Raw genomic sequence first — 20578 nt, 5'->3', positions numbered from 1 at the left:
CGCTGAGTCGTCCCGGGTGCGGCACCCGATAATGGCCCCATGGGAAAGTCCAGGAACCCCCGGCGCCAGGGCGCGGCCGTGAGCGCCGTCGTCGAGGCCGTCGACGGTGGGCTCGCGGAGCTCATACCCGACCGGGACCGGGCGCGGGCCTGGACGTTGCTCGTCGACGGGGCGCCGCAGTCGCATGTCGATCTGGACGATCCGGCGTATCTGTCCTTCGAGTACCAACGTCGGCTCGGGCATGTCATCGACCTGATCGCCCCGTCCGGCCGGCCCGTGCACGCCGTGCATCTGGGCGGTGGCGCGCTGACCCTGGCCCGGTACGTCGCCGCCACCCGCCCCCGCTCCACCCAGCAGGTCGTCGAGCGGGACGCGGCCCTGGTCCAACTGGTCCGCCGGGAGCTGCCGTTGGCGCCCAACGCGCGGATCCGGGTCAGGTCGGCGGACGCCCGCGAGGGCCTGGCGAAGGTGCCCGACGGCTGGGCCGACCTCGTCATCGCCGATGTGTTCGGCGGGGCCCGCACCCCCGCCCACCTCACCTCGACCGAGTTCCTCGACGAGGTCCGCCGGGCCCTGAAGCCGGGCGGTTGCTACGCCGCGAACCTCGCCGACGGGCCGCCGCTGGCCCATCTGCGCGGCCAGATCGCCACCGCGGCGGCCCGCTTCCCGGAACTCGCGCTGGTCGCCGACCCGACCGTGCTGCGCGGCAAACGCTTCGGCAACGCGGTCCTCGTCGCCTGCGACCACCCGCTCCCGCTCGCCGAACTCACCCGCCGCGCCGCCTCCGACCCGCACCCGGGTCGCGTCGAACACGGCAAACAGCTCACCGACTTCACGGGCGGGGCCGTGCCGGTGACGGACGCGGGGGCCGTGGCGTCGCCCGCACCACCGCCGTCCGCCTTCCGTTGACCAGCTGACTCGGCAGTTCGTCCTGGCGGCTCAGCAGTTCCCGATCTCCACCCGGTCACGCGGTGTGTACGACACCGGGGCGCGACACCCCCCGTCGGGTGCCGCGCCCCGCCCCGCTCCCCCAGGGTGTTAGTCCGTGGCCGCCAGCGGCGGCAGATCCGCCGAAGTCACCGGCGGGAGGGCGCCCGTCCGGGCCGCCTGGGCGTACCAGTGGGCGCTCGACTTGGGGGTCCGGGTCAGGGTGGCGTAGTCGACGTAGACCGCGCCGAAGCGCTTGCCGTAGCCGTAGGCCCACTCGAAGTTGTCCATCAGGGACCACAGGTAGTAGCCGCGGACGTCCGCGCCGTCGGTGATGGCCCGGCGGACCGCCGAGAGGTGGCCGTGCAGGTAGCCGATCCGCTCCGGGTCGTGCACCCGGCCGTCGGGGTCGGGCTTGTCGTCGTAGGCCGCACCGTTCTCGGTGATGTACAGCGGCAGGCCCGGGGCCTCGCGGGTGTAGCGCATGATCAGGTCGTGCAGGCCGGTCGGGTCGATCGTCCAGCCCATCTCCGTGCGCTCGCCCGGCGTCTGGTGGAAGGCGACGTCGTCCGCGCCCGGCCAGGGGGAGTGGGAGCTGGCACCGTGGCCGTCGACCCGCGGGCCGTCCGCCTCCGGGTCCGTCGCCGCGACCAGCGCCGGGGTGTAGTAGTTGAGGCCCAGCGCGTCCAGCGGCTGGTGGATGGCGGCCAGGTCACCGTCCTGCACGTACGACCAGTCCGTGACCAGTTCCGTCGCCGCGTACAGCGTCTCCGGGTACGCGCCGTGCAGCATCGGCCCGTGGAAGACCCCGTTGGCCAGGTCGTCGATCTTCCGGGCCGCCGCCAGGTCCGCCGGGTCCTGCGAAAGCGGCCGGACCACCGAGGAGTTGAGGCTGACCGCGACCGAGTTGCGGGCCGGCATCACCGAACGCAGGGCCGTGGTGCCCAGGCCGTGCGCCAGGTTCAGGTGGTGCGCGGCCTTCAGGGACGCAGCCGCGTCCGTACGGCCCGGGGCGTGCACGCCGGAGGCGTAGCCCAGGAAGGCACTGCACCACGGCTCGTTGAGCGTGATCCACTGCTCCACCCGGTCGCCGAGCGCCTCGCCGACGATCTGCGCGTACTCCGCGAAACGGTACGCCGTGTCGCGCTCCGGCCAGCCGCCCGCGTCCTCCAACTCCTGCGGCAGGTCCCAGTGGTAAAGGGTGACGGCGGGCTTGATGCCGTGCGCGAGGAGCTCGTCGACCAGCCGCCGGTAGAAGTCCAGACCCCGCTGCACCGCCGGACCGCGGCCCGTCGGCTGTACCCGCGACCAGGAGATCGAGAAGCGGTACGCCGTCAAGCCCAGATCCGCCATCAGCGCCACGTCGTCGCGGTAGCGGTGGTAGTGGTCGACGGCGATGTCACCGGTCTCGCCATCAGCCGTCTTGCCCGGCGTGTGACTGAAGGTGTCCCAGATGGAGGGCGTACGGCCGTCCTCCCGCACCGCCCCTTCGATCTGGTACGCGGAGGTCGCGGCGCCCCAGAGGAAGGCGGGCGGGAAGGTCACCGGGGTGTCCGGCTTTTCGGACTCAGGCATGGAAGCGCTCCCAAGGAGGTCGAGGAGACCGACGAGTGAATGGGGGGAGGGGAGAGGCAGAGAAGAGAAGAGAAGAGAAGAGAAGGGGGAAAGGGGGCTGGGACGGCGGTGGCCCAAGCCCCTTGGGGAAGGGGACCCAGCCCTTGGGGAAGGGGACCCAGCCCTTGGGGAAGGGGACCCCGCCCCTGGGGACCAGCGCCTAGCCCTTCACGGCGCCCTGCATGATGCCGCCCACGATCTGCTTGCCGAAGATCGCGAAGACCAGCAGCAGGGGCAGCGTGCCCAGCAGCGCGCCCGCCATGATCAGGGACTGGTCCGGGGTGAAACCACGGCCCAGGCCCGCCACCGCGACCTGCACGGTCGGGTTGCCGTTCTGGGTCAGCACCAGGAACGGCCACATGAAGTCGTTCCATGTCTGTACGAACATCAGCATGCCGAGGACGGCCATCGCCGGCCGCGCCACCGGGAACACGATGTGCCACACCACGCGCCAACTGCTCGCACCGTCCACCCGGGCCGCCTCGATGATCTCGTCCGGCAGGGCCTGGATCAGGTACTGACGCATGAAGAACACACCGAACGCGCTCACCAGCGACGGCAGGATCACCGCCTGCAACTGGTCGGACCAGTCCAGCTTGGCGACCATCATGTACAGCGGGATGATGCTGAGCTGCGGCGGCACCATCATCGTGCCGATCACGATCAGCAGCATGGCGCCCCGCCCCCGGAAGCGCAGCTTGGCGAAGGCGAACCCGGCGATCGTCGACAGGAAGACGATGGTCAGCGAGGAAATCCCCGCCACGAGCGTGGTGTTGAGGAACGCCTCACCGAGGTTGGCGTCCTTCCAGGCGATCTCCAGCTTGTCGAAGAGGCCGCTCCCGAACCAGAACGGCGGCGGGGACTCGGCCAGGCGCTGGTTGTCGCGCGAGGCGGCGATCGCCGTCCACACCAGCGGGAACAGCGAGCCGATGGTGAACAGGGCGAGGATGACGTACGCGATGGGGCCCGCGTGCAACTGCCCTCCCGCGCGCGCCGACTTGGGGCGCCGGGAACGCTTGGGCGGTTTCGGCACCGCGTCGGCCGGGGGTTTCGTCAGGGTCGTCGTCACGGCCGGTTCTCCTTAACTACTGGCGCGCAACCGGCGCGAGATGACGTAATTGATGATCCCGACCACGATGAGGATCAGGAACATCGTCCAGGCGATCGCGGAGGCGCGGCCCAGGTGCTGGTTCACCCAGCCCTGCTCGTACAGGTACAGGCCGAGCGTCTGGAACTGGTGCTCCGCGCCGCCGGACGCGCCCTTGTTGGCGTCGAACAGCAGCGGCTCGCCGAAGACCTGGCTCGCGCCGATGGTCGAGACGACCACGGTGAACAGGATCGTCGGGCGCAGCGACGGCAGCGTGACATGGAGGAACTGCCGCCAGCGGTTGGCGCCGTCCAGGGCCGCCGACTCGTACAGGTCCTGCGGGATCGCCTGCATCGCCGCCAGGTAGATCAGCGCGTTGTAGCCGGTCCACCGCCAGATGATGATCGACGAGACGGCGAACTGCGAAGGCCACTTGTCGTTCTGCCAGTCGATCGCGTCGATGCCGACGAAGTGCAGGGCCCAGTTGATCATGCCGTAGTCACGGCCGAAGAGCAGGACGAACACCAGTGACGCGGCGGCGATGGAGGTCGCGTACGGCGCCAGCATCACGACCCGGTAGAAGGTCGAGGCGCGCAGCTTGTAGTTGAGGATGTGCGCGAGGCCCATCGCCATCGCCAGCTGCGGAACGGTGGAGATGATCCCGATGGTGAGGGTGTTCTTCGCCGCGTTCCAGAAGAAGTCGTCGTCGAAGATCCGGGTGTAGTTGTGCAGCCCCGCCCACTCCATGTCGGTGGGCGCCGTCAGCTCCACCGTGTGCAGCGAGGCCCAGGCCGTGTAGACCAGCGGGAACAGACCGAAGGCGAGGAACAACAGGAAGAACGGCGAGACGAACGCGTACGGGCTCCAGCGCACGTCCCGCTGCCAGCGGCGGGACAGCCGGGTCCGGCGCTTCGTCTCCGCGTCCGCGGGCGTTGCCGGAGGGCGGCCCGGGGCCGCGCCCCCCTCCTTCGCGGGGGGCGCGGCGGTGTCGTGCCGGGTGGTCATCCGGTCACTTCTCCAGGTTGTTGTCGATGGTCTTGGTGGCCGTGTTCCAGGCCTCCGCGGCCGACTTGCCCTTCGTGACCAGGATGACGCCGTTGTCCGTCAGACCCTGCTGGATGATCTGGTCCTTCGGGCCGATCACCTGGGTCGGGATGGACTTGGCGGCCTCGGCGAAGATCTTGCCGATGGGCGAGTCACCGGTCATCGTGTTCTTCGCGTCCGTCACCAGCGGCAGGTCGTAGGAGCCCGGCGTGCTCGGGAAGCTGCCCTGCACGTTGAACAGCTTCGCCAGCTGCTGGGGCGCGGTCAGCCAGGCGGCCAGCTCCTGCGCCTCCTTGACGTGCTTGCCGCTCTTGGGCACGGCCAGGAAGGTGCCGCCCCAGTTGCCGGCCTTGGGCGCCGCGGCCACGTCCCACTTTCCGGCGGACTCCGGCTTCGACTTGCCCTTCAGGTAGCCGAGCATCCACGGCGGGCAGGCCACCGCGGCGAACTTGCTGTTGGCGATCGTCGTGTCCCAGGCCGGCTGGAACTGCGTCTGCGCACCGACCAGCCCGTCCGTGGCGGCCTTCGAGGTCAGGTCGAAGGCGTTCTTGATGGCCGGGTTCGACTTGTAGATGGCCTTGCCGGAGGAGTCGAAGTACTTGTCCTTCTCACTGCTGACGATCGCGTTGAGCAGACCGCCGGGGGAGTCCATGAAGTAGGTGCCCTTGGGAGCCTTCTTCTTGAAGTTCTCGCCGGCCGTGACCAGCTTGCTCCAGTCGCCCGCCCACAGCTTCCCGACCTCCGTGCGGTCGGTCGGCAGACCGGCCTGCTGGAAGAGGTCCTTGCGGTAGCAGATCGCCATCGGGCCGATGTCGGTGCCGAGTCCGACCGTCTGGCCGTCCTTGGTGGTGGCCTGCGACCACTTCCAGTCCAGCCAGGCGCTCTTGCTCACCCCCGGAGCCTTGGAGAGGTCCACGAGCTTGCTCGCCTGGGTCTGCACGACTTCGGCGATGTTGCCGACCTCGACGGCCTGGATGTCCTGCAGACCGCTGTTGGTGGTGAGGTGGTTGACGAGAGCCGGGTAGTAGTTCTCGTTCCGCTCGACGACGTTCTCGGCGATCTTGATGTCCGGGTGCAGCTTCTCGTACTCGGTGTAGAGCCCGGCCTCCTTGAAGCCCTGGGTGCCGAAGAGGCCCAGGGTGACCGTGGTCTTTCCGCTGCCGTTGCCGCCGTCCGAAGACGAACCGTCACCGCCGTCGTTTCCGTCGTCGGCGCAGCCGGCCAGCAGTCCGACGCCCAACGACGCTACGGCCGCGAGGACAACCGCCCGGTTGCGGGCGGATCGGGTACGTGCTCGCATTGCGTCCTCCTGTTGCCCTGACGTGCCGACCCCCCGGCCAACTGCGTTGTTGGGCCCGTTATTTCTAGCTGCGGCTCGGGCGGGGAACGTGCGGGTTGTGTATGTGCCAGGTACCGTGGGAGCGCTCCCACTCGTGATGTGTTGAAGGTTCGTCGGTCCGAGCGGGGGTGTCAAGGGACTGGGGGCGGAGAGATGCGTTCGGTTACCGGGCTGTTAACTGAGACCCGAAGGCAGAGATCCAGCCAGCCCCGCGGTGCCCTCCTGCGGAACGGAGGAGTCCGCCGTGGCCGGTCGCCCCTTCGGTGGGATTCGGCGGGACTGTTAAATTCCAGGCCATCGACAGGGTCAACGGGAGGCGGAGCCCATGGCAAGCCACGGAGCGCGGGGCCGGAGCGGTGGCCGGAGCGGTGGCCGGCCCACCCTCGAAGAGGTGGCGGCGCGGGCCGGCGTGGGCCGTGGCACGGTCTCCCGCGTGATCAACGGCTCGCCCCGGGTCAGCGACGCCACCCGGGCCGCGGTCGAGGCGGCGGTCGACGAACTGGGCTATGTGCCCAACACGGCCGCCCGTGCCCTGGCCGCCAACCGCACCGACGCGATCGCCCTCGTCGTCCCCGAACCGGAGACCCGGTTCTTCGCGGAACCGTACTTCTCGGACATGCTCAAGGGGGTGGGCGCCGAACTGTCGGACACGGAGATGCAGCTGCTGCTGATCTTCGCGGGCAACGACCGGGAACGGCAGCGGTTGGCCCAGTACCTGGCGGCCCACCGGGTCGACGGCGTCCTGCTGGTGTCGGTGCATGCCGACGACCCGCTGCCCGACCTGCTCTCCCAGTTGGAGATCCCGGCCGTGATCAGCGGTCCGAGATCGGCGGCGGAGACCCTCCCGTCGGTCGACTCGGACAACTACGGCGGCGCCCGCTCGGCGGTCGAGCACCTGCTGGCCCACGGCAGCCGGGCGGTCGCCCACATCACCGGCCGCCTCGACGTGTACGGCGCCCAACGCCGCGTCGACGGCTACCGGGCCGCCCTGCTGGACGCGGGGCACGAGCCGGACGAGCGGCTGATCGCGCCGGGCGACTTCACCGAGGAGGGCGGCCGGCGGGCGATGACGAGGCTGCTGGCCCGCCGTCCCGACCTGGACGCGGTCTTCGCGGGCTCGGACGTGATGGCGGCCGGTGCCCGTCAGGTCCTGCGTGAGGAGGGCCGTCGTATCCCCGACGACGTGGCGCTCGTCGGCTACGACGACTCGGCCATCGCCCGCCACATGGACCCGCCCCTGACCAGTGTGCGCCAGCCGATCGAGGAGATGGGCCGCAGGATGATCGACCTGCTGCTGACCGAGATCGCGGACCGCCGTCCGGCGGCCACCCGGGAACTGGAGCGGCGGCAGGTGGTGCTGGCGACGGAGCTGGTGGCGCGGGCGTCGTCCTGACGGACGTCACGGTGCACTTCGGGCGTGTTCCTGACCACGTCATAGTGCACGTCGGGCGTGCTCCTGACCGACCTCGCCGGGTACCCCGGGTGTCGTCCTGAACGACCTCACGGCACATCCGTGTCACCGTCTACGACGTCTTCGGCCAGGTGCTCACCGGCAACGCAAGGATCTGAGCTCGGCATTTGTGGGAGTGGGCGGTCGTAGAACGGGCCACGCGGGTAAACCCGACTGAACGCTTCCGCAAGGTGGGCGAGTGGGTGGCGGGGTCACAGGCGCCGGGCTCAGTCAGGTAGTCCCAGCCGCCACCGTCGCTCGCCGTCCTGCTCCTCCTCGGTCGGTGCCAGTCCGGCCGCCGTGGCGACCGCGGCCGACGCGAGGTGCTCGGGGTGGATGTGGGCGACCACTGTCCGCACGGACCGCCGCCCCAGCCACGCGACGAGCGCCCGCGCCGCCTCCGACGCGAACCCGCGCCCCTGCCACGGCGTCCCGACCACCCAGGCGATCTCCGCGGTGCGTCCCCCGTGTCCCGGTGTGATCGTCGCCTGGACCGTGCCCACGAGGCAGGCATCCGCGCGCAGCCGCAGCCCCCAGTTGCACCAGGACACGGCCGGATCCGGCGCCCCGGCGCCCAGCCGCTCGTAGCGCGTCCGCAGTTCCTCGGCGGTGAGGGGCACGCCCCCGATGAACGCGTGCAGTGCGGGATCGGACAGTACGGCCGCCATCTCCTCGGCGTGTTCGACGCGCAGGGGGAGGAGGTCGAGGCGGGGTGTGGAGAGGGGCTCGGCGGACACGAGTGGCTCGGGCATCGGCCCACCCTACGAGCAGTCATGGGGCAGGACGTGTCGCTCGTACGTCGACGTAAAGCCCCTTTTCGAGGCCGGCGAGGAGCCGGGCTGCTCTTGCCGTCCCGATCGGTGAACGTGCCGTAAAAACAAGGAGGTTGAGGAACCTTCAGGTGACTCGATCCGTCCTGTGAAGAGTCCGCAGAGCCCAGGAAAGGCCATCATGGCAAAGATCATCGTCGCGGCCCCGCCCATCACCGGCGAACTGTCACCGCTGCTGCAACTCGCCCGCGGGCTGGCCGGACGTGGCCACCAGATCACGGTGGTGACCGGCAGCCGCTTCCGCGCGGACGTCGAGAACGCCGGGCTCGCTTTCACGCCGGCCACCGGCCTGGCCGACTTCGACGACCGCCTCCTCGGCCAGGACCCGGAGCGCGCGAAGCTCACCCCCGGGCCGGACATGCTCAACTACGACTGGAGACACGCCTTCATCAACCCCATCCCCGACCAGCACGCCGTTTTACAGCGCCTGTTGGAGCAGGACCCCGACCAGTACCTGGTCTGCAACACCATGTGGCTCGGGGCGCTCCCCACCGCACTGGGCGCACCCGGCCTCCGGCCCCGCCGCTGGGTCGCGGTGACCGCGGTCCCGCTCCCCCTCAGCAGCGACGACACGACCTTCTTCGGGCCGGTGCCGGTCGGGCCCGGAGAGGATCAGAAGGCCGCCAACCGGGCCGGTAACGCCCAGTTCGCCGCGATGATGCAGCCGGCCCAGGACCATCTTGTCGAAGTCCTGGAGTCCCTCGGCACCACGAAGACCCTCCCCACGTTCGTGGACGGCATCATCACCGTCCCCGACGCGAACGCCGTGCTGACCGTGCCCGGCTTCGAGTTCGAGCGCAGCGACGCCCCGGACTCGGTGCACCTGGTCGGCATCCTGCCCAGCCGTAGCGCCCCCGACTGGAAGCCCCCGTCCTGGTGGTCGGAGCTGGACGGCTCCCGCCCGGTGGTGGTCGTGACCCAGGGGACCGTCGCCAACCACGACCTCTCCGAGCTCGTCGAACCCGCCCTGACCGGCCTGGCCGACCTGGACGTCACCGTGGTGGCCGCCCTCGGCCGCGGGGTCGACGCGCTGTCCATCCCGGTTCCGTCCAACGCGCGGGTCGCCGAATTCATCCCGTTCGACGCGCTGCTGCCGAAGGCCGACCTGTACATCACGAACGGTGGCAACGGCGGCACCCAGCAGGCGATCGCCGCCGGCGTGCCGGTCATCGCGGCCGGACTCACGGAGGACAAGCCCGCCGTCGCCGCGCGGGTCGCCCACCACGGCCTCGGCGCCAACCTGCAGACCGCGACGCCCACACCGGAAGCAGTGGCCGAAGCGGCCCAACTGGTCCTCAAGGACATCGAGATACGCGACAACGTGCAGAAACTCGCAGCGGTGTACGCCGCGCACGACGCGCTCAGCAAGATCGAGCGACTGGCCCTCGGCTGACCTCGACGCTTCGTCCGCAGTGGCGTCTGAAAGCTGAGCGGGAACGCGAAAGTACCTTCTTTGCCGGGATGTTGAGGCTTGCCCAGGGCTTCTGCCATCACGCCGGAAGGTACTTTCCGCGTGCGCGCAGCTTCCGCCTGCGGTATCCGAGTGACCGGCAGGAAGAAGGGCCCGCACCTCTCACCCGCGACCGCCATGCGCATGCCGTGAGCACGACGAACAGATCACCGAGCCATGTGCGGCGTAGGCGCCTGGCCACGTTCCGCCTCGGGTCAGTCTGGCCGCTCACCCATGCCTTGGGCTTCTCCTCATCACCAGGCCGGCTCGCACATCAGCTCGACCCAGACCTGCTTGCCCCAGCGGAAAAGGTCGGTCCCCCAGCGCTCGGCGAGAGCATCGACCAGGAGGAGTCCACGACCGCTGGTGAGAAGGTCGTCGCCCGGCTTGGTCATCTCCGGCAGCACCCGGGCCTTGTCGACCACGCCGATCCGTACGAACCGCTCACTCGGCCGCGAGATGACTACCCGGATCACGCGGCTGTTCGTGTGCTTGACCGCGTTGGCCACCAGCTCTGAGACGAGCAGTGTCCCGGTGTCCGTCAGCTCTTCCAGGTGCCATGCCGCCAGGGCTGTCCGTACGAGCTTCCGGGCGGACTCGGCGCTCTCCTCCAAACAAGGAAGCGTTTACCCCGGCTTCGACTGTGTGATCGCGTACGACGGCGACGAGGCGGTGGGCTTCGCGTACGGAGCCCCGGCGACCCCGTATCGCGAGTGGTGGCGTGAGCACCTGAAGCCCGCCCCGGAGCCGGGCAAGGACCGCACCTTCTCCTACTCGGAGCTGGCTGTCCGGACGGCGTACCGGAAGAGGGGCGTGTCCCAGCTCGTCAGCCGGGCTCTGCTGGGCGAACGGGACGAGGATTTCGTGGTCCTGCTCGTCGACACCGAACACCCCCGCGTGCAGGCCACCTACGAGTCATGGGGATTTTGGAAGGTGGGAGAGCGGCAGCCCTTTCCGGACTCCCCGGTCTACGCCGTCATGCTCTCGGAGCTTCCCCTGGCCTAGGGCCTTCGGGGGTACGAAAAAAGCCGGTGACCCGATTACTTCGGGTCACCGGCCTTTTCGGTGAGGGTGAGTGACGGGACTTGAACCCGCGGCATCCTGGACCACAACCAGGTGCTCTACCAGCTGAGCTACACCCACCATGTCGGCGGTTCGAGTTTCCCCGACCAGCCGAGAAAAAGTGTACAGGGTCCGAAGGGGTGCTCGCGCCCGGCTTTCGCGGCGCCCCTCCGCGGGCTCTGGTCTGCCCTATCGTCCGGGCAGTATGTGCTTGGCGGCGATCTTCTTCGCGGTGTCGGAGTCGGGGCCCGGCTGCGGTACGAAGACGGCCTCGCGGTAGTAGCGGAGTTCCGCGATGGACTCGCGGATGTCGGCGAGGGCGCGGTGGTTGCCGCTCTTCTTCGGGCTGTTGAAGTACGCCCGCGGGTACCAGCGTCGGGCGAGCTCCTTGATGCTGGACACGTCGACGATGCGGTAGTGGAGGTAGTCCTCCAGGGTCGGCATGTCCCGCAGCAGGAAACCGCGGTCGGTGCCGACGGAGTTGCCGCACAGGGGGGCCTTGCCCGGTTCCTTGACGTGCTCCCTCACGTATGCGAGGACCTGCTCCTCGGCGTCCGTGAGCGTCGTACCGCCGGACAGCTCCGTGAGCAGTCCGGACGCGGTGTGCATCTGACGCACCACCTCCGGCATCGTCTCCAGTGCCTGGTCCGGCGGACGGATGACGATGTCCACACCGTCGCCGAGGATGTTGAGCTCGGAGTCGGTGACGAGGGCGGCCACCTCGATGAGCGCGTCGTCGGACAGCGAGAGGCCGGTCATCTCGCAGTCGATCCACACCATGCGGTCATTCATGCGACCACCCTAAGCCGACGTCCGCTTCCGCGGTGCCCGGTCCCGGTGCCGACCTTGCAATCCTCGGATCGGACGGGACTGGACTGGACTGGACTGGACGGGACTGGGCCGGACCGACAGGTGGGGGCGGCGAGCGCGAGAACCTCCCCGCGCCCGCCGCCCCTACCCGGCCGGACTCACATCCCGCTGCGCTGCCCCGGCAGACTCGCCCGGCTCCCCGCGTACGCCTCGCGGCCGTTCTCCGAGGAGGACGAGGACGCCGAAGCCGCCGAGGTCGCCGAAGACAGGGACGCGGGCGTCCCCATCGGGCTCGGCGCTGACGTGCGGCGCGTCTGGAGCGGGACCGGCCCGCCGCCCTCCTGGTGCGGCGCGGCCGCCGACGCGCTCACCTGCGGCCCGGCCGGCGTCGCCGCGCCGTCGCCGTCCACCGGCGGCCGGTCCCCCTGCGGCCTGCGGGCCCGGTATGCGGCCCGGTAGGCGGCCGGGGACGAACCCAGCTGGCGGCGGAAGTGCCCGCGCAGCGCCACCGGCGAACGGAAGCCGCAGCGCCCCGCGACCTCGTCCACCGAGTAGTCCGACGTCTCCAGCAGCCGCTGTGCCTGGAGGACACGCTGCGTGATCAGCCACTGCAGTGGGGCACTGCCCGTCAGCGAGCGGAACCGGCGGTCGAACGTACGACGGCTCATGTACGCGCGCGCCGCCAGCGTCTCCACGTCGAACTGCTCGTGGAGGTGCTCCAGCGCCCAGGAGACGACCTCGGCGAGCGGGTCGGCGCCGATCTCCTCGGGTAAAGACCGATCCAGATAGCGCTCCTGGCCGCCCGACCGGCGCGGCGGGACCACCAGACGCCGGGCCAGCGCACCCGCCGCCTCGTTGCCGTGGTCCGTCCGCACGATGTGGAGACAGAGATCGATTCCGGCCGCCGTACCCGCGGACGTCAGCACATCGCCGTCGTCCACGAACAGCTCGCGCGGATCCACGTGCACCGACGGGTAGCGCTTGGCCAGCGTCGGTGCGTACATCCAGTGTGTGGTCGCGGGGCGGCCGTCCAGCAGGCCCGCCGCCGCGAGGACGAAGGCGCCGGTGCACAGCCCCACGATGCGGGCCCCCTCCTCGTGCGCGCGGCGCAGCGCGTCGAGCGCCTCCTCCGGTGGCGGAGAAGTGATCGAACGCCAGGCCGGCACGACGACCGTGCCCGCCCGGGAGATCGCTTCCAAGCCATGCGGTGCGGTGAGTTCCAGGCCCCCTGTGGTCCGCAGCGGGCCTTCCTCTCCGGCACACACCAGCAGTCGATAGCGCGGCACTCCGGCGTCCTGGCGGTCAATCCCGAACACCGAAAGTGGTATGGAACTCTCGAAGATGGGACCGCCGCTGAACAGCAGCACCGCGACGATCTCCTTGCGGCGTCGCCCGGAGAGCTTCCGGGCTGCGGCTTCGGGCGCTGCGGTGGAGTCGTGGCTCATGCTGCTAAGCCCCCCTCGGTGGTCGCGGCTCCTCGGTTGTGTCGCTCCTGCACGTTTCCCCTCGGTCCTGCACGAGTCCCCCGCCGTAAGAAAGTCAAGATCGAATCTACTGTGTCCCGTGGTGCCGTTGTGACAAGTTAGTCATCCGGCACATTGTCGACTTGGCAACTTGGCGTGAAGCATTCGATCACGAAGCGTTGCACTCGTGGGGCGTGCAGGGAAGTGCGCCTTGTCGCAGTGGCCAATCCACGTAGGGTGCGCTGACCCCCGTTGGCCCTTTCCGTGCAGGTGGAACGGGGGTTGGGGGGTGGTTCGGCCAAGGGGTGCGAGGGGTTCAGAAGTTGGCTGAAAAGAGTCGGGTGCGTGCACGGAAACCGGTCAACCGACCGGTGTATTCCCCCCATTGTGCCGTCCGCCCCTGCGCGCCCCCGCTCCGGCCCGGTGGCGGCGGCCGTGCGGGCGGCCGTGGTGGGCGCCGCGACGGGGCTCCCGCTCCTCGGGGAGCGGGCGGGCCGCGCAGCGCTGGGACTGACGCAGGAGAATACGGCAGACCGCGGTCACGGCGGCCAGACCCAGGGCCGTGCCGGCGGCACCGGCCAGTGAGGTGCCGTACCAGAGGAGGACCACGGGGACCAGGACACAGCTGAAAGCCGCCCAGCGGACGACGGCCGTGGCGGAGTCCTGGCCGGGTGAGGTCGCGCGGGGGGTCTGGGAACGGGGGCTGGGACCGGACATGCGTGACATGCGTGCTCCCTGGGGCGTGGCTCAAGGGGTTCAACGCGTGTTCGATCCATCGGTCACTGCCCGTCGGTCACTGCCCGTCGGTCACTGCCCGTCGGTCACTGCCCGTCGGTCACTGCCTGCCGGTCACTGCCCGTCGGTCACTGTCCGTCGGTCATGGCCTCTCGGTCACCGTCCGTCGGTCACTGTCCGTCGGCCACCGTGTGACCGCCTCGGGGGGCCGGTAGGTGAATCCTGTGCAAACAGCCTGTACAGCGCAGCAACCATTGCGTGGCGGGCGCCCCCTCGTGCATGCTCCCTGGGACCCCCGCGACGGGGGTCCTCCCGCTCGAGCGACGTCGAGAGCGGGGGAGTGGGCGGGGACTGGGCGAAGGAGGCGTGCCGCCGTATCCTTGAGGGTATGGGGTGGGGAAGATGATTCCCGGACACAGCTCCGCCGCACACTGTCGTCCCTCCCAAAAGGATCACAACGCCGAGACAGCCATGGCCGGTCACGAATTCTTCGAACCCGCGGACCGCAAGCGGCCCGTCGCCGATCCCACGGCGGCCGAGCCCCTGGCGGCGGAACAGCCACGACAGTCCTGCGACCCGGCTTTCAAGCACGGTGTCGTGGTGGGCTTCGACGGCTCCACGTCCAGTGAGCGCGCCCTCGCGTACGCCATCGGTATGGCTCATCGCTCCGGGGCGGCCCTGATCATCGTCCACGTCGCCAACCGGCTGCCCACCACCGTGTGGGCGGGCTGTGAGCCACCGGTCTTCGTCGACGTGCCGGACCACCGCACCGAGGTCCTCGGGCTGGAGCTCGCCTGTGCGGAGTACCTCGCCGAAGTGCCCTGGATCCTCGTCGAGCGCGGTGGCGACATCTGCCACGAGCTCGAAGAGGTGGGCCGCGAGTACGAGGCGGACGCGATCGTCGTCGGCTCCACGCACGGCATCGTCGGCCGTATCTTCGGCTCCGTCGCGGGCCGGCTCGCCAAGCGGGCGCGCAGGCCCGTGGTCGTCATCCCGTAGGTGTCGTGCGCTTTTGTGGTCGTCGGCCGACTCGCGCTCGGCGTCACGTTATTGGCCTTCGGCCTCGGACACACCGACGTGATCGTCGGTGTGTCCGAGGCCGCTGACGCCGTATCAATCGGCCCTTTCCCGGGCGGAGTCGTTGTCGGGGCGCCTATTCCACCGTGACCGACTTGGCGAGGTTGCGGGGCTTGTCGATGTCCCTGCCCAAGGACAACGCGGTGTGGTAGGCGAGGAGTTGGAGGGGGATGCCCAGGAGGATGGGGTCCAGCTCGTCCTCGTTCTTGGGGACGACGAGGGTGTGGTCGGCCTTCTCCTGGGACGCGTGGGCCACGGCGAGGATCCTGCCGCTGCGGGCCTTGATCTCTTCCAGGGCGGCGCGGTTCTTCTCCAGGAGGTCGTCGTCGGGGACGATCGCGACCGTGGGCAGGGCGGGCTCGATGAGGGCCAGCGGGCCGTGCTTGAGCTCGGAGGCGGGGTAGGCCTCGGCGTGGATGTACGAGACCTCCTTGAGCTTCAGGGAGGCCTCGCGGGCCACCGGGTAGCCCCGGACACGGCCGATGAAGAGCATGGAGCGGGCCTCGGCGTACTGGTCGGCCAGCTTCCTGATCTCCTCCTCCTGCTCCAGGATCTCGGTGATCTGGCCGGGCAGCTTGCGCAGCCCCTCGATGATCCGCTTGCCGTCGCGGACGGAGAGGTCACGGGTGCGGCCCAGGTGGAGTGCCAGCAGGGCGAAGGCGACCGTGGTGTTGGTGAAGCACTTGGTGGAGACGACGCAGACCTCGGGGCCCGCGTGCACGTAGATACCGCCGTCGGCCTCGCGGGCGATCGCCGAGCCGACCACGTTGACCACGCCCAGCACCCGCGCGCCCTTGCGCTTCAGCTCCTGGACGGCCGCCAGCACGTCGTACGTCTCACCGGACTGGGAGACGGCGATGTAGAGGGTGTCGGGGTCCACGACCGCGTTGCGGTAGCGGAACTCGGAGGCCGGCTCGGCGTCCGCCGGGATGCGGGCCAGCTCCTCGATCATCTGGGCGCCGATCATGCCCGCGTGGTACGAGGTGCCGCAGCCGAGGATCTTCACCCGGCGGATCCGGCGGGCCTCTCGGGCGTCCAGGTTGAGGCCGCCGAGGTGGACGGTGGAGAAGCGGTCGTCGATGCGGCCGCGCAGCACGCGGTCCACGGCGTCGGCCTGCTCGTGGATCTCCTTGTGCATGTAGGTGTCGTGGCCGCCCATGTCGTAGGAGGCGGCCTCCCACTCCACGGTGGTCGGCTCGGTGGTGGTGCGGGTGCCCTCGGTGGTGTAGGTGCGGAAGTCGTCCGCCGTGAGGGTGGCCATCTCGCCGTCGTCGAGGGTGACGATCTGCCGGGTGTGGGCGACCAGGGCGGCGATGTCGGAGGCGACGAACATCTCCTTCTCGCCGATACCGAGGACGACCGGGGAGCCGTTGCGGGCCACCACGATCCGGTCGGGGAAGTCGGCGTGCAGGACGGCGATGCCGTACGTGCCCTCGATGACCCGCAGGGTCTCGCGGACCCTGTCCTCCAGCTTCTCGCCCTGGGCGCGGGCGATGAGGTGGACCAGGACCTCGGTGTCGGTCTCGGAGAGGAACTCGACGCCGTCCGCCTCCAGCTTGCGGCGCAGGTCGGAGGCGTTGTCGATGATGCCGTTGTGGACGACGGCGACCTTGCCCTCGGCGTCCAGGTGCGGGTGGGCGTTCACGTCGGACGGGGCGCCGTGGGTGGCCCAGCGGGTGTGGGCGATACCGGTCGTGCCCTTGAAGCGCGCCGGGACCTTGGCCTCCAGGTCACGGACCCGGCCCTTGGCCTTGACCATCTTCAGGCCGGACGTCTTCGGCGAGGTGACGACGATGCCGGCCGAGTCGTAGCCGCGGTACTCCAGGCGCTGCAGGCCCTCCAGGAGCAGGGGAGCGACGTCACGCTTCCCGATGTAACCCACGATTCCGCACATACAGATGTCCCTCAGCCGTAGACGATGCGGCGCAGCTGCCGGAGCGTGAGCTCCGGCGGTGCCACCGCGCGGTAGTCGAGATCCGCCGCGATCCGTTCGAAGATCTCCGCGTTCACCAGGCCCTGGGCCTGCAACTCGCGGTGGCGGCGACGGACGTACTCCTCGGTCGGCTCGTCGAAGTAGGCGAGCACGTCCTGGATCACCCGCAGTGCCTCGCCCCGGTTGAGGGGCGTGGACCGCGTCAGATGATCAACGAGTTCGTCGTGCACTCGGTAGATCCTGGGGTACCGACGGCGCTTTCGCAACAATTCTGCCCGATTCCGGGCAGGTGTCGGATGGGGATCTTTGGGTGAACGTTGAATCTGTCATGAGGACCTGTTCGTACTTCGTCCATATGGCGTCTTGCGCACTGTCGTCTGGGGGGACGAGTTTCAGACGTCATGGACATTCCTCGTATGGGCGTACCCGAGCAGCTGGCCGAGCGCATGAGCATGGCCGAGCAGCACGAATACCTGCGCGCCAGATTCTCGCGGCGCACGATGATCAGAGGCGGCGCGGTCACGCTGGGTGCCGTCGCGGGTGGCGCGTTCGTGCCGGTCGCGAACGCCCAGGCGGCCGTGCCGACACCGAGTGCCGTCGGTGCGCAGACCGCCGTCAGCACGGAGACCGTCGACGGCGCGCTGGTCGCGCCCTTCGGCCGGCACCTCGCCTACGGCAACGACTCGCGCACCGAGATCACCGTCTCCTGGCAGGTCCCGGTCGCCGTCAAGAAGCCCTTCCTGCGGATCGGCGCCCGGCCCTGGGACCTCTCCCGCAAGATCGAGGCCGAGGTACGCACCCTGTACACCCCGGCCGGAGTGGGCGCCAGTGGCGACCACACCCAGTACTACCTGCACGCCAAGCTCACCCACCTGCGCCCCGGCCAGACCTACTACTACGGCGCCGGCCACCAGGGCTTCGACCCGGCCGAGCCGCACCTGCTCGGCACCCTCGGCACCTTCACCACCGCCCCCGCCCACAAGACGCCGTTCACCTTCACGGCCTTCGGTGACGAGGGCGTCAGCTACCACGCGCTGGGCAACAACAGCCTTCTCCTCGGCCAGAACCCGGCCTTCCACCTGCACGCCGGCGACATCGCGTACGGCGACCCGGCCGGCCAGGGCAAGAGCTCGGACACCGGCTTCGACTCGCGCGTGTGGGACCAGTTCCTCGCCCAGACCGAGTCCGTCGCCAAGTCCGTCCCGTGGATGCCGGCCTACGGCAACCACGACATGGAGGCCTGGTACTCGCCCAACGGCTACGGCGGCGAGGAGGCCCGCTGGAACCTGCCGGACAACGGACCCGACAAGAAGAACCTCCCGGGCGTCTACTCCTTCGTCTACGGCAACACGGCGGTCATCTCGCTCGACGCCAACGACATCTCCTTCGAGATCCCGGCCAACCTCGGCATCTCCGGCGGCACCCAGACCAAGTGGCTGGAAACCCAGCTCAAGAAGTACCGGGCCTCCGACGACATCGACTTCATCGTGATCTTCTTCCACCACTGCGCCTACTGCACGTCCACCGCACACGCCTCGGAGGGCGGTGTACGACAGGAGTGGGTGCCGCTGTTCGAGAAGTACACCGTGGACCTGGTGATCAACGGCCACAACCACCAGTACGAGCGCACCGACGTCATCAAGGCGGGCAAGGTCACCAAGAAGCTCCCGATCGGCGGCACGGCGTACCCCGAGACCGACGGTGTCGTGTACGTGACGGCGGGCGCGGCGGGCCGCAGCCTCTACGCGTTCAGCGCCCCGCTGTCGTACGAGGGCCACGAGAACGAGGTCGACTCCGTGGCCTCGTTCATCAACACCAAGGACGGCAAGCAGAACGAGACCGTCACCTGGTCCCGGGTGCGGTACCTCGACTACTCCTTTCTGCGCGTGGACGTCACCCCGGCCGCCAAGGGCCGCACGGCCACGCTGACGGTGCGGGGCATAGCGGAGACCGGCGCGCAGGTCGACCACTTCACGGTGGCGCGCAAGGCCAAGTAGGGCCAAGTAGGGCTAAGTAGTGCCAAGTAGGGCCAAGTAAGGCCACGAGCGGTGTCCGTGTGCCCGGACGGAACGCAGGGCGCATCCCGAGCGGGCGATCCTCACATCTTCCTGAGGATCGCCCGCTTGGCCACCGCGAACTCCTCGTCCGTGAGCACACCCGAGCGGTGCAGCTCACCGAGTTCGCGCAGTCGCCGCAGCACCGCGTCGTGGCCGTCCTCGACGGCCGGCGCGGGCGCGGGCGCGGACGCGGCGAGCGCCGCCTCGGCCAGGACCGGCCGTACGTCCCTCACCTGGGTCGCCGGATGCGGCAGCCGGACCTGGACGGCCGCCGCGACCAGGGCCATCAGCGGGTCCTTCCGGAAGTTCCACAGCTCCACGGCGTTCGGGTCGTACTTCGGCGGGGCCTTGGCCGGGGCGTTCCGCACGGTGAAGCGGAGGAAGCCGTTCTCCAGACCGACCCCCGGATGCCACTGCACGCCGGTGATCTCGCTGAGCGCGAGGGTGCGGGCGCCGGCGGCGGCCTTGGCGTCCTCCGTCTTCCAGTTCCACTCCAGACGGACCTGCTCGCCGTCGAAGCTCGCGGTGCCGTCTCCGGCGGAGACCGAGACCGGCACGGCCGGGCCCGGCAGCAGATACGCGTCCACCGGGTCGGCCGGAACCTGGTCCAGGAGCAGCGCGTTGCGGACCTCGTCCACGAAGTACTCGGCGACTCCGTAGCGGCCGGACTCGACGATCAGCTGGTAGGGATCGTGCGGCTCGGTGAGCCGGCCGCCGGTGGCCAGCAGCAGCGGATCGGCGCCGTCCCGCAGCCGCAGCCGCAGCCGCCCGGTCTTCTTGCCCTGTTCGAAGGAGACGCCCGCCAACGCGCGCAGGGGAAGAACGAGTTCACCGAGCGTCTTGCGGAGCAGGCTGACGTTCTTGTCCCGGCCGGGAGCCAGCCTCAGGGCGTCGCCGTCGAAGGCCCAAGTACCGTCCTTCTGGAGGATTTCCGCCATGAGGGGATTGTTTCACTCGTTCTGGGGGAGGATTGGTCTGTACCTGCCGGGTTCAAGAAGTTCTGCGCGGTCCGTGATCTCGCGCAGCAGGTCCAGCAGCGAGGTCCGGTTGTCGACCGTGACGGAATGCCGCTTCCCGTCGACCGTCAGCGAGACACGACCACTCGGGGGGCATCGGCGGCAGCCGCTTCCTCGATGCCCGGCAGCGGCGGCCCCGCGACCAGGCCGCCGGCCGCGACGACCCCGCAGACCGCGGTAGTCGTCGCGATGAACGTTCGCCGCGACGGCGCCACAGCGGGCCTGGCGGGGAAGGAACATCTGACTTCTGACTCGGTGAGTTCGGTTGACATGCGTACGCTTTCAGGTCGGCGGAAGGCCGTTGGCCTTTTTCGTCAGCATGCCCGGAGGCAGAAGCCGCTTCGTCGCCATTGCCGACGTATATGCGGCCCTGTTCGTCAGTCGCTTCGAAGGACGCGGTGCGAACACTCGGGGAATTCGCCCAGCTGACTGAGATGCGCGTGGCTGGTCATGACCGGCAGTTTGCCGTCACTTGGCGGTCTCGTGGAGGTGGAGAGACTTCTGCCTGGATGTCCGAACTCCAGGATGGAATCCTTACCGAGTCTCTCTGTGGCACCTGCACCCGCGCGGAGCTTTCCGGTGGCTTTTCGCTGACGGAAAGCTCCGCACCTGCCATGTTCGCATCCGCTGGACAAGAACTCCGAGCCCTGCTCCGGCCAGGCGCGAGCTGTACAGGACTGCTCG

17 protein-coding genes, 1 tRNA gene and 2 pseudogenes are annotated in these 20578 nt (G+C 69.4%); 6 read left to right on the top strand and 14 right to left on the bottom strand.

The window, feature by feature from the left end; genetic code table 11:
* The first annotated feature begins 39 nt into the window (after positions 1-39).
* The gene (locus M2271_RS21955; protein ID WP_280888997.1) at positions 40-909 is read left to right on the top strand and encodes a fused MFS/spermidine synthase; all 870 of its coding nucleotides are present in this window, start codon (positions 40-42) and stop codon (positions 907-909) included.
* A gap of 129 nt (positions 910-1038) precedes the next feature.
* Here M2271_RS21955 and M2271_RS21950 read toward each other — a convergent pair whose 3' ends face one another.
* From M2271_RS21950 to M2271_RS21935, 4 genes are all read right to left on the bottom strand, one after another.
* A complete protein-coding gene (locus M2271_RS21950) occupies positions 1039-2502 on the bottom strand; it encodes a GH1 family beta-glucosidase (RefSeq protein WP_280888996.1) in 1464 nt (487 codons plus the stop codon).
* A gap of 199 nt (positions 2503-2701) precedes the next feature.
* A complete protein-coding gene (locus M2271_RS21945) occupies positions 2702-3610 on the bottom strand; it encodes a carbohydrate ABC transporter permease (RefSeq protein WP_280888995.1) in 909 nt (302 codons plus the stop codon).
* Positions 3611-3622: 12 nt separating this feature from the next.
* Positions 3623-4633 (bottom strand): sugar ABC transporter permease, encoded by a 1011-nt coding sequence (locus tag M2271_RS21940; RefSeq protein ID WP_280888994.1) that lies wholly within the window; start codon positions 4631-4633, stop codon positions 3623-3625.
* Positions 4634-4637: 4 nt separating this feature from the next.
* Positions 4638-5972, bottom strand: a complete 1335-nt coding sequence (locus M2271_RS21935) for an extracellular solute-binding protein (RefSeq protein ID WP_280888993.1) — start codon at positions 5970-5972, stop codon at positions 4638-4640.
* Positions 5973-6336: 364 nt separating this feature from the next.
* On the opposite strand from M2271_RS21935, the gene M2271_RS21930 reads away from it, so the two are divergent.
* Positions 6337-7404 carry a LacI family DNA-binding transcriptional regulator gene (locus M2271_RS21930; protein ID WP_280888992.1) on the top strand — a complete coding sequence of 356 codons (1068 nt, stop codon included), beginning with the start codon at positions 6337-6339 and terminating at the stop codon, positions 7402-7404.
* A gap of 284 nt (positions 7405-7688) precedes the next feature.
* Here the strand turns inward: M2271_RS21930 and M2271_RS21925 are convergent, their stop codons facing one another.
* Entirely contained in the window at positions 7689-8213 is a 525-nt protein-coding gene (locus M2271_RS21925) for a GNAT family N-acetyltransferase (protein WP_280888991.1), read from the bottom strand.
* Positions 8214-8412: 199 nt separating this feature from the next.
* Here M2271_RS21925 and M2271_RS21920 point away from each other — a divergent pair, with 199 nt between their 5' ends.
* Positions 8413-9684: a nucleotide disphospho-sugar-binding domain-containing protein gene (locus tag M2271_RS21920; protein ID WP_280888990.1), complete on the top strand. Its 1272-nt coding sequence runs from the start codon at positions 8413-8415 to the stop codon at positions 9682-9684.
* A 311-nt stretch (positions 9685-9995) separates the two neighbouring features.
* Here M2271_RS21920 and M2271_RS21915 read toward each other — a convergent pair whose 3' ends face one another.
* Positions 9996-10355: an ATP-binding protein gene (locus M2271_RS21915; protein ID WP_280888989.1), complete on the bottom strand. Its 360-nt coding sequence runs from the start codon at positions 10353-10355 to the stop codon at positions 9996-9998.
* A 16-nt stretch (positions 10356-10371) separates the two neighbouring features.
* Between M2271_RS21915 and M2271_RS21910 the strand changes: the two are divergent.
* A pseudogene (locus M2271_RS21910) lies at positions 10372-10746 on the top strand (GNAT family N-acetyltransferase); the annotation flags it as partial.
* Between the two features lie 65 nt (positions 10747-10811).
* Here M2271_RS21910 and M2271_RS21905 read toward each other — a convergent pair.
* The 4 genes from M2271_RS21905 to M2271_RS21890 all read right to left on the bottom strand — a co-directional run bounded on the left by M2271_RS21905 (position 10812) and on the right by M2271_RS21890 (position 13793).
* A tRNA-His gene (locus M2271_RS21905) sits at positions 10812-10884 on the bottom strand.
* A gap of 108 nt (positions 10885-10992) precedes the next feature.
* Positions 10993-11595 carry an oligoribonuclease gene (gene orn / locus M2271_RS21900; RefSeq protein ID WP_280888988.1) on the bottom strand — a complete coding sequence of 201 codons (603 nt, stop codon included), beginning with the start codon at positions 11593-11595 and terminating at the stop codon, positions 10993-10995.
* Positions 11596-11771: 176 nt separating this feature from the next.
* Positions 11772-13058, bottom strand: coding sequence for a helix-turn-helix domain-containing protein (locus M2271_RS21895; RefSeq protein WP_280888987.1), 1287 nt, complete (start codon positions 13056-13058; stop codon positions 11772-11774).
* Positions 13059-13436: 378 nt separating this feature from the next.
* Complete coding sequence (locus M2271_RS21890) at positions 13437-13793, bottom strand: hypothetical protein (RefSeq protein ID WP_280889127.1); 357 nt, start codon at positions 13791-13793, stop codon at positions 13437-13439.
* Positions 13794-14282: 489 nt separating this feature from the next.
* Between M2271_RS21890 and M2271_RS21885 the strand changes: the two genes are divergently transcribed.
* Entirely contained in the window at positions 14283-14810 is a 528-nt protein-coding gene (locus M2271_RS21885) for a universal stress protein (RefSeq protein WP_280888986.1), read from the top strand.
* A gap of 154 nt (positions 14811-14964) precedes the next feature.
* On the opposite strand, the gene glmS is transcribed toward M2271_RS21885, so the two are convergent.
* Positions 14965-16782, bottom strand: a complete 1818-nt coding sequence (gene glmS / locus M2271_RS21880) for a glutamine--fructose-6-phosphate transaminase (isomerizing) (RefSeq protein WP_280888985.1) — start codon at positions 16780-16782, stop codon at positions 14965-14967.
* 11 nt (positions 16783-16793) lie between these two features.
* On the bottom strand, positions 16794-17051 hold the full coding sequence (locus tag M2271_RS21875; RefSeq protein ID WP_280888984.1) for a hypothetical protein: 258 nt from the start codon (positions 17049-17051) through the stop codon (positions 16794-16796).
* A 171-nt stretch (positions 17052-17222) separates the two neighbouring features.
* Here M2271_RS21875 and M2271_RS21870 point away from each other — a divergent pair, with 171 nt between their 5' ends.
* A complete protein-coding gene (locus tag M2271_RS21870) occupies positions 17223-18818 on the top strand; it encodes a metallophosphoesterase family protein (RefSeq protein ID WP_280888983.1) in 1596 nt (531 codons plus the stop codon).
* A 101-nt stretch (positions 18819-18919) separates the two neighbouring features.
* On the opposite strand, the gene M2271_RS21865 is transcribed toward M2271_RS21870, so the two are convergent.
* A complete protein-coding gene (locus M2271_RS21865; protein ID WP_280888982.1) occupies positions 18920-19816 on the bottom strand; it encodes a DUF4429 domain-containing protein in 897 nt (298 codons plus the stop codon).
* A 78-nt stretch (positions 19817-19894) separates the two neighbouring features.
* Positions 19895-20166, bottom strand: a pseudogene (locus M2271_RS21860) (twin-arginine translocation signal domain-containing protein); the annotation flags it as partial.
* Between the last annotated feature and the right edge of the window lie 412 nt (positions 20167-20578).

Source organism: Streptomyces sp. LBL, from assembly GCF_029893585.1.
GTDB lineage: Bacteria > Actinomycetota > Actinomycetes > Streptomycetales > Streptomycetaceae > Streptomyces.
The sequence above is the reverse complement of the archived record's forward strand: the minus strand, read 5'-3'. Positions and strand labels throughout refer to the sequence as shown.